Here is a 12,327-nt window from a genome sequence, read left to right on the forward strand (position 1 = left end):
AAGTCGGACGTGATCGTGTCCAGCGCCTTCGCCTCGACCATCGCCGCGTACGCCGCCACGAGCACCATGGCGAGCAGGAGCAGGGACAGCTCGGCGTTACGCCGGGACCGGGCCAGGCGTACGCCGGACTGCTCGCCCGTCGAAGCGGGCGAGGCGGCCGGTACGGCGGCTGCGGTCACGGATACGTCCTCGGGATCGAGCCGGCACTCACTGCGGCGACCGGCAACCCGCCGGATCGGCCGGCGGAACGGTGTCGGAGGGAACGGCGTCGGGCGTGGTGGTGAACGTCGGCGTCGGCGCGTCGGGGGTGGGCGTCGACGCGCCCACGGGCGGCGTGGACGGGAGCGGGCTGCCGCTCGGCGGGGGCAGCGGGTCGGTGGTGGCCACCGGCGTCGGACCGGTCACACCGGGCGTCGGGTCGGGCGGGCAGAGCGGCTTGAGGTTCGGGTTGCCCGGGTCGTCGCTGGTCAGCTCCGCCAGCCGGCGCTCGGCGTCCGGCTCGTTGCGGGCCTGGATGCCCTGCTTCACCCGCTCCTGGGCGGCCAGCGTCAGGTCGTCGAGCCGGGCGTCGCTGCGCTCGTGCACGTTCGACAGGTCCAGCCCGGCGACCTGGCCGGGCACGCCGCGGAAGACCGCGAGCTGGCCGTCGTCGGTGGCGCCGACGTAGTACTGCCGCTGGGTTTACGTCCAGCCGCCGAACACGCCGCCGCCGACGATGACCGCGAGCGCCAGCACCATCGCGACGGTGCGCAGCGGTCGGCGGCGCCGGCCGTCGGGCTCGTCGTCGCGGTTGTCCGCCGGCTCCTCGGGGACGGGTGGCCGGGGCGCGGACAGCGCCGAGGCGCGGGCTGCCGGGGTGGAGTCGTCGGCCGAGGTCGCCATGCCGCGGTCCCGGGCGGCGGCGCCGCCCACGATCGGGGACGCCTCGACGATGTCCTGGTCGGTGGCGTCGGCGATGATCACGGTGATGTTGTCCGGGCCGCCGCCGCGCAGCGCGAGCTGCACCAGGCGTTCCACGCACCGCTGCGGGTCGGGGTACTCCCGCATGGTGTCGGCGATGGTGTCCGCGCTGACCACGCCGGAGAGCCCGTCGGAGCAGATCAGGTAGCGGTCGCCGGGCAGCACCTGCCGGACGCTGTACTCCGGGTCGATGTCGCGGCCGTCGAGCGCCCGGGTGAGCAGCGAGCGCTGGGGGTGGCTGCTCGCCTCCTCCGCGCTGATCCGGCCCTCGTCGACGAGCATCTGGACGTACGTGTCGTCCTTGGTGATCTGCGCGAACTCACCGTTGCGCAGGAGATAGGCCCGCGAGTCACCGATGTGGACCATCCCGAGCTTGCTGCCGGAGAAGAGGGTCGCGGTGAGCGTGGTGCCCATCCCCTCCAGCTGCGGGTTGGCGTCCACGGTGTCGCGGAGCTGCTGGTTGGCGGTGCCCACGGCGGAGCGGAGCGCGTCGACCAGGGCGTCACCGGGGACGTCCTCGTCGAGCGGCGCCATGGCACCGATGACGATGTTGCTGGCGACGTCACCGGCGGCCATGCCGCCCATGCCGTCGGCCACGGCGAGCAGCCGCGGTCCGGCGTAGACGGAATCCTGATTGCCGTCTCGGATCAGACCGCGGTCGCTGTGGGCCGCGTAGCGCAGGGTCAGAGTCATGGCCGTAATTCGAGGGAAGTGCGGCCGATCCGGATCGGCACGCCGAGGGGGACGGGGGTTGGTCCGGTGACCTTAGCGCGATCGAGATAGGTGCCGTTAGTCGATCCGAGGTCCTCGACGTACCACTGCCCCTCACGGGGCACCAGCCGGGCGTGTCGCGCCGAGGCGTAGTCGTCGGTGATCACCAGCGTCGAGTCCTCCGCCCGGCCGATGGTGATCTGGGCCTCGCCGAGCGTGATCCGGGTGCCGGCCAGCTGGCCGGCGGTGACCACGAGCTGGTGGGCGGCCCGGCCGCGCTTGGCCTTCGCCGGCTTCCCCGCCTGCCCGGTCGACGCGCCGATCCCCCGCGGCGCGGCCACCAGGCGGACCGACCGGGCGCCCGCGAACAGGTCCCGGCGGATCACACCGACGACCGTGAACACGAAGATCCACAGCAGGATGAGGAACCCGAACCGGGCGACGGTGATGACGAGCTCCGGCAACGGGGATCAGCCGTCCACGCGGAAGGTCAGCGTCGTGGTGCCGAGCTGGATCATGTCGCCGGGGTTGAGGGCGACCGCCGAGACGCGCTGGCCGTTGACCATCGTGCCGTTCGTGGAGCCCAGGTCGGTCAGCACGACCTGTCCGCCGTCGAAGTCCAGCCGGGCGTGGCGTCGCGAGATGCCGACGTCGGGCAGGCGCAGGTTGGCCTGGTCGCCGCGGCCGATCACGGTCGAGCCCATCTGGAGGGGGTAGGTGCGGCCGTCGCCGGAGACCAGGCGGACGTTGCGGCCACCGCCGTGACCGGGCGGAGGGCCGTAGCCGCCGCCCTGGTCGTACGCCGGGTACGCCGGGCCGGCGTCGTAGCCGCCGGGCGCGGAGACCGGGGCGACGTCCCCGCCGGTGTAGACCTCGGCGGTGACCCGGAACATGCCGGTGTCCAGGCCCTCACCGCGCTCGACCTCGACGATCACGTCGCCGTAGACCGTCCACGCCTGCTCGCCGATGAACTCGGCCTGCGACTGCGCCAGCTCCTGGGCCAGCGCGGCAGCGTACGGCGCCAGCCGACTGTGGTCGTAGGGCGAGAGATCGATCACGTAGCGGTTGGGCACAAGGGTGCGCCCACCGGCCAGGATCGCCTTGTGCGCCTCGGCCTCCCGCTGCATGGCGTTGAGGATCTCCACGGGGTGGACCACCCCTTTGAAGACCTTGGCGAAGGCCCCCTCGACCAGGCCTTCCAGACGCTTCTCGAAGCGTTGCAGCACGCTCACCGGCTCCTCCTCGGGTCCCGAGGCAATGATGGTATCCGGACACCGCCTCCGCAGCTCACACGCCGCTCGGCCGGCTGCCGTCGGCCCGTTCGTGACCAGGCCCGCGGACGTGCTAAAGTTTCGCCCGCCACGAGCGGTGATCGTTCGTGGCGTGGCCAGTGGACAGCGTAATATGTCCCGGCACCCGTCGCAGATGGCGGGCGCGGGATGCGATATGGTGTTCCGGGTCGTGCCACGGGGATGTGGCGGAATGGCAGACGCGCACGGTTCAGGTCCGTGTGTCCGAAAGGACGTGGGGGTTCAACTCCCCCCATCCCCACCAGAACAAGGGCTCCGCAGACAGCGGGGCCCTTGCTTCGTATCGGGGCGTTTCGGACGTCACGCTATGCTCCGATGGTTTCCCTGCCTCCCACGGACCAGGAGTGGCGTGTGACTGTCGCGTTGGTGACCGGTTCCGGCGGTCTGATCGGCTCCGAGGCGGCCCGGCACTTCGCCGGACTGGGTCTCGACGTGGTCGGCATCGACAACGACATGCGGCGGTACTTCTTCGGCGAGGACGGCTCGACCGCCTGGAGCCTGGACCGGCTCGCCGCCGACCTCGGCTCCGCGTACACCCACCACGCCGTGGACATCCGCGACCGGGACGGCCTGGAGCAGGTCTTCAAGCGGTACGGCAAGGACATCGCCGTGGTGATCCACAGCGCCGCCCAGCCGAGCCACGACTGGGCCGCCAAGGAGCCGTTCACCGACTTCGACGTGAACGCCGGCGGCACGCTCAACGTGCTGGAGTACACCCGGCGGCATGCGATCGACGCGCCGTTCATCCACTGCTCCACCAACAAGGTGTACGGCGACCGGCCCAACTCGCTGCCGCTGATTGAGCTGGAGACCCGCTACGAGCTGCCCGAGGACCACCGCTGGTACGACGGCATCACCGAGGACATGTCGATCGACGAGTCGCTGCACTCGATCTTCGGCGCCTCGAAGGTCGCCTCGGACGTGATGGTCCAGGAGTACGGCCGTTACTTCGACATGAAGACCGCCTGCTTCCGGGGCGGCACACTGACCGGCCCGGCGCACTCCGCCGCCGAGCTGCACGGCTTCCTGGCGTACCTGATGCGCTGCGTGATGGAGGGCCGGACGTACAACCTCTTCGGCTACAAGGGGAAGATGGTCCGGGACGCGATCCACTCGCACGACGTGCTCACCGCGTTCGAGGCGTTCTTCCGCGAGCCGCGCTCGGCCCAGGTCTACAACCTCGGCGGCGGCCGGCACTCGAACACCTCGCACATCGAGGCGTTCCGGATCGCCCAGGAGATCACCGGCCGCGAGGCCCGGATCAACTACGTCGAGCAGGCCCGCACCGGCGACCACCAGTGGTACGTCAGCAGCATGGCCCGCTTCGAGGAGCACTACCCGTCCTGGAAGATCACGTACGACGTGCCGATGATCCTCCGCGAGATCTACGAGGCCAACGTCGACAAGTGGGTGCCGAAGGCATGAGCGCCGGGACCAAGCGCAACGTCCTCGGCGTCGGGGTCGACGCGACCGACTACGCCCGGGCCACCGAGGCCGTGGTCTCGGCCGCGCACGAACGCCGCCCACTGGCGCTCACCGCGCTCGCCGTGCACGGCGTGATGACCGGCGTACTCGACCCGGCGCACAACGCCCGGCTCAACTCGTTCGACGTGGTCACCCCGGACGGGCAGCCGGTGCGCTGGGCGCTCAACCTGCTGCACGGCGCCGGGCTCACCGACCGCGTCTACGGGCCGGAGCTGACCCTGCGGGTGCTCGCCCGGTTCGCCGAGGAAGGGCTGCCGGTCTACCTCTACGGCTCCACCGAGGAGACGCTGTCCCGGCTGGTCCCGGCGCTGGAGCGCAAGTTCCCCGCGCTGAAGATCGCCGGGGTCGAACCGTCCAAGTTCCGCGCCGCCACCCCGGGCGAGGACGCCGAGATCGCCGACCGGATCCGGGCCAGCGGCGCCCGCCTCGTCCTGGTCGGGCTGGGCTGCCCGCGCCAGGAGGTCTTCGCGTACGCCATGCGCCCGCTGCTGGACATGCCGCTGATGGCTGTCGGCGCGGCGTTCGACTACCACGCCGGTCTGCTGCGCAACCCGCCACCGTGGATGCAGCGCGCCGGGCTGGAGTGGTTCTGGCGCCTCGGCCTGGAGCCCAAGCGCCTGTGGCGCCGGTACGTCATCCTCAACCCGGCCTACCTGGCCCGGCTCGCCGCCCAGAAGACCGGGCTGTGGAAGGCCACCCCGCCGGCGCCGGCCACCACCCGACCGGCCACTTTCGACGTCTGAGCCGCCCCGACGACCCCTACGGGCCCGGATACGGGACGAACCGGGGTGCCGTCCCGGATTCGGCGAACGTCGAAACGGGCAAGGCTGGGGGGCATGGATGACCGTCTCGCCGTACTGCTTCCCGTCGCCGCCGTCTGGCTCGCCGCCGGACTGGTCGCGGAGGGCCTGCCCGGGCTCGACCGCGCCCGCGCGCTGCGCCGGCGTACCGGATGGTTGTCCGCCCTGGTGCTGACCGGCCTCGCGCTCACCGCGGCGGTCCTCGCCGCGGGCCTGCAGAGCGCCGGCGACACCGCTGTGGACCGGGCCGCCGCCGCGCTCGGCCTCGCGGCGGCGCCGGCGGCCGTGGTGGCGGCCTGCACGGTACGGCGGGTCCGGCGGCTGCGCTCCGGCGCGGGCGCGTTCGCGGCGGCGCCGGGAACGCCCGCCCCGCACGGGCTGCGCGCGGCCGCGGCGCATCCGCTGATCGCGCTGCCGTTGCAGGCGACAGCGCTCGCGGTGCTGGTGGCCGTGCTGCCGGCGCTCGGCGTCGACCTGCTCGCCGCGCCCGGAGTGGCCGGCCCGGTGATCACCGTCGCGGTGCTCGGTGTGTGCGCGATCGGGGTACGCCACGCGCTGCGGCACAACCGACTCGCCGAGCGGGCCATGCCGGCGGCCGAGCCGGTGTCAGCGCGACCGGCTCGCGCCCTGCACGTATAGCAGCTCCAGGATCGCGCGGGTCGCCTCGAACCAACGGTCCAGCCAGCCGGGCGGAGGGACGCTGCCCTTCGGCGGCAGTTCCATCAGCAGACCGCGCAGCAGCGGATGGTCCACCAGGGACTCCTGCTGCTCGATCGGCCAGCCGCTCGGCGGGAACGACGGCTCGGTGAGCGGGTTGGGGTCCAGCGACGGCAGGGACAGCGGCGTCGCGGCCTGCTCGGGCACGCCACCCTCGCGGGTCTCCTCGCCGTCGCCGGAGACCACCTCGGTGAGGACGGTGTCCCGGCGGGCGCCGCGGTACTTGCCACCGAACCGCTCGGGCTTGCCCGGGCCGCTGGTGAGGTTCTCTGAACCGATCGTCGTCATCCGTCTCGCCTGCCTCGTTCGGTTGCCGATCCGTGCGGTTCAACGAGGCGGATCGAAACTGGCGACGGGTGCGGCGTCCGGACGCGAATGGTCCCGCCCGGCAACGCTGCCGGACGGGACCACGCTGCGGTGCCGGTCAGCTCCGGCCGAACGCGCCGCCCCGGGCGCGGGCGACGAAGGTCTGCCAGTCGTCCGGAGCGAAGATCAGGGCCGGGCCTGTCTTGTCCTTCGAGTCCCGGACCCCGACCGCCCCGGTCACGTACGCGACCTCCACGCAGTTGTCGCAGTTCGGCCCGCTCTTCGAGCTCTTGAACCACGTCGCCTGCGTCAGGTCCACGGGGAACTCCTTGGTCGCCATTTCCACAGTGGCTCCTCTGCCAGTTTCGCGATATGTGCGATGGATTCCTCCGGGCGTATGGCCGCTGCTCGAATGTGATCGAAGATGAAGCTGTACTTCTGCAGTTCGTCGCTCTTCTCCAGGAAGAGCCCACCCGTGGCGTTCTCCGCGTACACGACATCGGGATCACTCGGCTCGGGGAAGCTGAGGATCGTGAAGGTGCCGTCCATGCCCGCGTGCGCGCCCACCTCGAAGGGCAGGACCTGCACTGTCACGTTCGGCAGTTCAGCCACCTCCACCAGCCGCTTGAGCTGACCACGCATCACCGCGTCGCCGCCAACCGGCCTGCTCAGCACCGCCTCATCGAGCACCACCCACAGATCGACCGGATCGTCCTGCGTCAACAACGACTGACGGCCCAATCGGACACGCACCCGTTGGTCTACTTGTTCGGCGGTGAAGTCCGGCCGGGCCGCCCGGATCATCGCGCCGGCGTACTCCTCGGTCTCCAGCAGCCCCGGCACGACCTGCTGCTCGTACGCCCGGATGGAGCTGGCCGCGGCCTCCAGGCCGACGTACGCCCCGACCAGCACCGTGCTGTACGGATGCCACCAGCCCTTCTGCCGGGCCTCACGGGCGATCTGCACCAGCTCGTCGCTCTCCGCGCCGACGACTCCGTAGATACGGAGCATGTCGCGCACGTCGCGCGGCGTGGCGGTGGTGTGGCCGGTCTCGATCCGGGAGACCTTCGACGCCGAGCACTCCAACTGCTCGGCCACCGCTTCTATGGTGATGCCCGCGGCCTCGCGCTGCCGGCGGAGTTCCGCCCCCAGCCGGCGCCGCCGGATGGTGGGGCTGCGCCGTTCGGTCACGGCATCTCCTCGGCTCGCGACTGCGTCACAGTCACCCGGCTACCTCCGGTCGGTCGCGCCCCGATTCCGCACCCACCGCGGGCGCGACCGGCGGGCGGCGGGCGAGCGTTCGCGGCAGGGGTGGTGCCGGTCGTCGACCGGCCGCGACGGGCGAAACCGGCGTCCAGTGTGACGCCCCGATACCTGACGCTTCAAGTTTCCCGTTCACGTGTCCTCCTCACCTATCCGCAAAACACGACGTGCAACTTGCATGTCGCACGTCGCTGTAGCACTCTGTCCGTATGGCACGGGTTACTCACCGTCTTCGAACGATCTCCGGGCGTGGTGACACCGCGGTCCGTGGGACGGCCGGAGGGGAGCCGTCCCGCGCCGTGCGACCTGCCCCGGAATGAAGACCCCGTCGCTGCAAGCCAGCTTGGCTGCGGCGGCGGGAGCGGTAACCGGGAGCAGCCGGGTGATGGTCGGGTGGCGGTCCGCCACCGCGGGTACGGCCCGACCAGCACCGCCAAACGACCGCCGGTCCACGAGGCAGACCCCCGTCACCGGACCGCACCGACCTCGTTCAGCCTCGCCGGTCCCGACGACCGGCCGACCCTCCCCAGGAGCCCATGTGCTTCCCCGCTCCGGTGACGTACTGCACGTGACGCGCGCGGCGAGTGTCCAGTTCTTCCGACCGATCATGTTCCGGGTGATCCGGATTCTCGACTGGCCGACCTACGACGGTTGGCTCTGGCTCGACGGCTACGAGTTGAACGCGGCGGGGGACGCGGTCAACCGGCGGTCGATCTTCGTACTCGAAGAGGGGTTGCAGCAGGTCCACGCTGCGCCGGTCCCCCGGCAGCACACCGTCCGGACGGCCCGCCGCCCGGTGGTCCGGAGTCCGGTCCGGGTGGGCTGACCTCACGATTCCCGGTCGGGAGGGCGTGCCGACGCCATAGAATCGGTACGCCCACCCCGGCATGTTCCACCCGCGCGCCACGGACCCTGAACCTGGGTTGGTCATGGTCAATCTGCCCGCCGCGCGGCGGCACCACCGGTCCCGTGTCGGCTATGCCCTCGGGCTGTTCGCCTTCCTCGTCGTGGCCACCGCGCTCGCGCTCGTGGTGCGGCACCCCGCCTTCTCCGCCACCCAGCAGCTCGCCGAGCCGGTACCGGCCCCGGAGATCACCGTGGCCGGTGAGGACGGCCGAGCCGCATCCGGCGAGGACGCCCGGGCGGCGGCCGGCGAGGACGACGGCTGGTCTCCCACCGATCCGTCGCAGGACGAGGACGATCCGGAGGCCGACGCGCCGCCCGCGGGCACCGGAGGCGGCGAGGGCACGCTCGCCGAGCGGCCCACCGACCCCACCGACGACCTCAGCCGGTCACTGTTCTACTCCGGCCTGCTCGGGCTCGCCATCTCCCTCGCCGGCCTCGGGCTGGTCGGCGCCCGCCGGCGTCAGTGGTGAACGTTCCGACGCCGGTCGTGGACGTCAGGGCGTGGTGGTGGTCGCCGGGGCGGAACCCGGCGAGCTCGGGCCGGCGGTCGGCGGCGCAGGTACGGCCACCACGATGGTGACCCGGTCGTCCTCACCCACCGGGTAGCCGGCCTCCGGATCGGTCGAGATCACCGTGCCGGCCGGCCGGTCCGACGCCCGCCGCTGCACCCGGTAGTCCACGTCCAGCCGGTCGAGCGCCGCCCGGGCGGCGGCCTCCGGCAGCCCCACAAGCGGCGGCATCGGCACCTCGACCGCCTCGGTCGTGGGTGGCGTGCTCGGCGGGGAACTGCTCGGCGCGGCGCTCGTCGGGGCGGCACTGGTCTGCGCCGAGGTGCTCGGCACCGCCGACGGCACCGTGCCCGGATCCGAGTCCCGGTCGGCGGCACGCAGCGCCAGCCACACGCCCGCCCCGATCAAGCCCAGCAGGAGCAGCGCCAGGATGCCCAGCAGGATCGGCATCCACCAGCGGCGTCCGGCCTGCTCGTCGCCGTACCACTCGCCCCCGGGCTCGGGATAGCCGGCCGGTCGCGGCGGCGGCACCCCGGCCCGGCCGGACCAGGCGCCCACCGGCTCCTGCGGTGCGGTGGCGTCCAACGGACGCCGCGACGGCCCGCCGGGCAGCGGACGGGTTGCGTCACCGCCCGCGTCCGGCGGCATCGCCCGGGTCTCGTCGCTCCCGGCGGCATTGCGCGGCATGGCGCGGGTCGCGTCGACGTCCTCTCCGCCCGAGTCGCGCGGCATCGCGCGGGTGGCGTCGGCGTCCTCCCCGGCCGGATGCCGGGGCACGGCGCGGGTCTCGTCCGCGTCACCGGCGGGAGGATCCTGACGGTCGTCGCTCATGGCACGTCCTTTCCCCACCGGGACGGGGCGCACGGCCCTCGATCGTCCACCGTAACGGGCCACCGCCAGGTCGGCCGGGATCAGCGCGCCCGCGCCGGTCAGCCAGTCGGCGACGGGGTGGCGGACGGCGACTCGGACCGGGTGTCGCCGCAGGTCAGCACCACCTGGTCGTTCCACCGCGCCGGGCTGCCCGCGACCGGCTCCTGTGCCGTGACCGGGCCCTGGCGACCAGTGCCGTAGCGGGGATAGAGCCCGGCGTCCACCAGATCGTCAGCGGCGTCGGAGCAGGACAGCGCACCCACGTCGGGCACGCTGACCGCCGGAGCCGGTCCGGTCACGAACAGGGAGACGGTGACGCCGCGCTTCACCGGCGTACCCGGCGCCGGGGAGGCGCGCTCCACCGAGCGTCCGGCGCCGGTGCCGAAGACCAGTCGCCAGCCGAGCCGGCGGTCACGCAACTCCCGGCGGGCCTGCTCGAAGTCGACGCCGACCACCTCGGGCACGGTGAGCCCGGCGGGCGTGCTCGTCCGCGTACCGGTCGGGGCCGTGGTCGCGGGAGGCGTGGTGGCCGGCGCGGACGTCGAGGCGGTGACAACCGGCGTGGCCTCGCCGGAGGCGGCCGGACGGTCCGGGTCGCCGGCCAGGATCCAGCCGGCGCTGCCCCCGATCACCGCCAGCAGAACCACTGCCAGGCCACCCCCGAGGAACAGCCGGGCCCGTCCCGGGCCGGTGCCGTCGCCGTCCGGTCGCCGCTCGTCCGTCATGTCCCCCGCCCCCGCTCATCGACGACCGTATCCACCGCTGCCAAACGGTCACGGCGTGTCGCCACGACTCGCCGCGCCGACCTCGGGACGTTACGCTCCCCGGCATGGTCAGTCGGGGCTGGGGAGGATCGACCGCCGCCGCGCTCGGCGTCGCTGCCGGCGCGGGCGCCGCGCAGCTCGGTTTCGGGTACGGGTTGGGCATCATCAACTGGGCGCCGACCGGCGCGGTACGGATCGAGGCGGCCTGGGTGGCGAGCCTCGCGTGGGCGACCTGGATCGCGGCGACCTCGGTCATCGCCGGCGCGGTCTGCGCCCAGCGCCTGCGGGGCCGGGACGACGAGTCGCAGGGCCGGCCGCCCCGGTTCGCGCTGGTGCTCGCCGCAGCTGTCGGCGCGCTCGTCACCGTACTGCTGGTGGCGGTGCCGGCGCGGGCGGCCCAGGTGCCGGACGTGTCCGCGCCGCAGACCGTCGCCGCCGCGTACGCGGGAGCCGGACTGCTTCTCGGGATGCTGCTCGCCACCTGGGCGCTGCACACCCGCGCCGCCGCCACCAACCTCATCGCCACCTCGGGCTGGCTCTGGCTGCTCGCCGTCGTGTCGGTGGTCGACGGGGTGATCGCCGGCCGTGGCCTGACCACCGCCCAACTCGGCATCTGGCAGATCAGCGCGGACCGAGGCGCGTTCTGGATCCGCGACTACTTCTACTGGCCCGGCGCGCTGCTGTCGGTGCTCTCCGCGCTCGTGATCGGCGTGCTGGCGGCCCGGCGCGCGGCCCGCGCCGCCGAGGTACGGGTCGGCGCGGCCGCCTCCGGAGCGGCCGGACCGCTGCTCGTGGCACTGGCGTACCTGCTCGCCGTACCGCGGCTCGCCGGGATCGCCGCCGAGCAGTTGTCGGCCCACCTGATCGCCCCGTACGCGGTGATCGCCGGTGTCGGCGGCTCGATGCTGACGGCCGCGCTCGCCCAGCGCGCCGAGCGTCGCGCCGCCGAGCGGGTGAGCGTCCCCCGCCAGCGCACCGGCGAGCCGGACCCGGTCGTCGGCGAGGCCGACCCGGCGACCGGCGACCTGGCGACCGGCGACCCGGCCTCGAAGGACGGGCCGTCGGAGCCGGCCGGATCCGCGTCGGACCCGTCCGGCACGTCGTCGGCGGGCAGCTCCGGTGAGCGCCCGTCGGGTGTGTCGCGCCGGCGCTCGACCGGATTGTTCGGGGCGCGGAAGGCCCGCCCGTCAGCGACAGATCCGTCAAGCCCGTCAGCGGTCGGCACGTCGGGTCCGTCGGCGGCAGATCCGTCGAGCCCGTCAGCGGTCGGCACGTTGGGTCCGTCGGCGGCCGATCCGTCGAGCCCGTCAGCGGTCGGCCGGCCAGCATCGGACCGGTCGGCGTCGGACCGTTCAGCATCGGACCGGTCGGCGGACAAGGCACCGGACACCTCGGCCGGCACGCGTGAGGCGACGGCCGCAGCCGAGCCTGGCGTAGCCGTCGGCCGGACCGGAACGGAGAAGGGCCGTGCCACCCGGTCGGCTACCGGCCGTCGGGGTCGGGCCGTCCCGCCGCAGCGCCAGCCCGAAGCCCTGGACCACCCGCAGACCAGCCAGGACGGTCCTTCGTCACGTTCAGACAAGCCCTCGTAGTACCCCGAGGCTCCTCAGCGCTCGCCCGAATCCCGCCCACTCCCATCGATCTTGGAGTTGTGGTGCCTCCCAAACCGCCCAACAAGGGCATCCCCGGCGCCACAACTCCAAGATCGGCGAGGCGGGAGGGCGGG

At 72.9% G+C, this 12,327-nt stretch carries 12 protein-coding genes, 1 tRNA gene and 3 pseudogenes; 7 read left to right on the top strand and 9 right to left on the bottom strand.

The genetic code is table 11. The annotated features are described in order from the left end of the window. The 4 genes and pseudogenes from KBX39_RS34030 to KBX39_RS09470 all read right to left on the bottom strand — a co-directional run. Window positions 1-179: pseudogene (locus KBX39_RS34030) on the bottom strand (FtsW/RodA/SpoVE family cell cycle protein); the annotation flags it as partial. A 28-nt stretch (window positions 180-207) separates the two neighbouring features. Further along, window positions 208-1,653, bottom strand: a pseudogene (locus KBX39_RS09460) (PP2C family serine/threonine-protein phosphatase). Next, the gene (locus KBX39_RS09465) at window positions 1,650-2,135 is read right to left on the bottom strand and encodes an FHA domain-containing protein (RefSeq protein ID WP_210870043.1); all 486 of its coding nucleotides are present in this window, start codon (window positions 2,133-2,135) and stop codon (window positions 1,650-1,652) included. The pseudogene KBX39_RS09460 and the gene KBX39_RS09465 overlap by 4 nt, the downstream one beginning before the upstream one ends. Window positions 2,136-2,141: 6 nt before the next feature. Then, the gene (locus tag KBX39_RS09470; protein WP_026267912.1) at window positions 2,142-2,930 is read right to left on the bottom strand and encodes a DUF3662 and FHA domain-containing protein; all 789 of its coding nucleotides are present in this window, start codon (window positions 2,928-2,930) and stop codon (window positions 2,142-2,144) included. Between the two features lie 209 nt (window positions 2,931-3,139). Between KBX39_RS09470 and KBX39_RS09475 the strand changes: the two genes are divergently transcribed. The 4 genes from KBX39_RS09475 (at window position 3,140) to KBX39_RS09490 (ending at window position 5,905) form a co-directional block, all read left to right on the top strand. After that, a tRNA-Leu gene (locus tag KBX39_RS09475) sits at window positions 3,140-3,225 on the top strand. Window positions 3,226-3,296: 71 nt separating this feature from the next. Further along, a complete protein-coding gene (locus KBX39_RS09480) occupies window positions 3,297-4,406 on the top strand; it encodes an NAD-dependent epimerase/dehydratase family protein (protein WP_051611303.1) in 1,110 nt (369 codons plus the stop codon). Continuing rightward, on the top strand, window positions 4,403-5,209 hold the full coding sequence (locus tag KBX39_RS09485; protein ID WP_069088773.1) for a WecB/TagA/CpsF family glycosyltransferase: 807 nt from the start codon (window positions 4,403-4,405) through the stop codon (window positions 5,207-5,209). The genes KBX39_RS09480 and KBX39_RS09485 overlap by 4 nt, the downstream gene beginning before the upstream one ends. 93 nt (window positions 5,210-5,302) lie before the next feature. Continuing rightward, window positions 5,303-5,905: a hypothetical protein gene (locus KBX39_RS09490; RefSeq protein WP_210870044.1), complete on the top strand. Its 603-nt coding sequence runs from the start codon at window positions 5,303-5,305 to the stop codon at window positions 5,903-5,905. Here KBX39_RS09490 and KBX39_RS09495 read toward each other — a convergent pair. The 3 genes from KBX39_RS09495 to KBX39_RS09505 all read right to left on the bottom strand — a co-directional run bounded on the left by KBX39_RS09495 (window position 5,873) and on the right by KBX39_RS09505 (window position 7,480). Then, window positions 5,873-6,271: a hypothetical protein gene (locus KBX39_RS09495; protein ID WP_174537833.1), complete on the bottom strand. Its 399-nt coding sequence runs from the start codon at window positions 6,269-6,271 to the stop codon at window positions 5,873-5,875. The two genes, KBX39_RS09490 and KBX39_RS09495, sit on opposite strands and share 33 nt — an antisense overlap. A 136-nt stretch (window positions 6,272-6,407) precedes the next feature. Then, a complete protein-coding gene (locus tag KBX39_RS09500) occupies window positions 6,408-6,629 on the bottom strand; it encodes a DUF397 domain-containing protein (protein WP_043327627.1) in 222 nt (73 codons plus the stop codon). Next, window positions 6,599-7,480, bottom strand: coding sequence for a helix-turn-helix transcriptional regulator (locus KBX39_RS09505; protein WP_043327628.1), 882 nt, complete (start codon window positions 7,478-7,480; stop codon window positions 6,599-6,601). The genes KBX39_RS09500 and KBX39_RS09505 overlap by 31 nt, the downstream gene beginning before the upstream one ends. Window positions 7,481-8,090: 610 nt before the next feature. Here KBX39_RS09505 and KBX39_RS09510 point away from each other — a divergent pair. Both KBX39_RS09510 and KBX39_RS09515 read left to right on the top strand, forming a co-directional pair. After that, window positions 8,091-8,378 carry a hypothetical protein gene (locus KBX39_RS09510; protein WP_210870045.1) on the top strand — a complete coding sequence of 96 codons (288 nt, stop codon included), beginning with the start codon at window positions 8,091-8,093 and terminating at the stop codon, window positions 8,376-8,378. Window positions 8,379-8,481: 103 nt separating this feature from the next. Beyond that, window positions 8,482-8,928, top strand: a complete 447-nt coding sequence (locus KBX39_RS09515; protein WP_069088787.1) for a hypothetical protein — start codon at window positions 8,482-8,484, stop codon at window positions 8,926-8,928. Window positions 8,929-8,952: 24 nt separating this feature from the next. Here the strand turns inward: KBX39_RS09515 and KBX39_RS09520 are convergent, their stop codons facing one another. Both KBX39_RS09520 and KBX39_RS09525 read right to left on the bottom strand, forming a co-directional pair. Beyond that, window positions 8,953-9,798: a PASTA domain-containing protein gene (locus tag KBX39_RS09520; protein WP_210870046.1), complete on the bottom strand. Its 846-nt coding sequence runs from the start codon at window positions 9,796-9,798 to the stop codon at window positions 8,953-8,955. Between the two features lie 98 nt (window positions 9,799-9,896). Then, window positions 9,897-10,562 (bottom strand): PASTA domain-containing protein, encoded by a 666-nt coding sequence (locus KBX39_RS09525; protein WP_069088776.1) that lies wholly within the window; start codon window positions 10,560-10,562, stop codon window positions 9,897-9,899. Window positions 10,563-10,666: 104 nt separating this feature from the next. Here KBX39_RS09525 and KBX39_RS33225 point away from each other — a divergent pair. Next, window positions 10,667-11,542, top strand: a pseudogene (locus tag KBX39_RS33225) (hypothetical protein); the annotation flags it as partial. Window positions 11,543-12,327 lie beyond the last annotated feature (785 nt).

Origin of the sequence: Micromonospora sp. D75 (genome assembly GCF_018070405.1) — a bacterium.
Taxonomy (GTDB): Bacteria; Actinomycetota; Actinomycetes; order Mycobacteriales; family Micromonosporaceae; genus Micromonospora; species Micromonospora chalcea.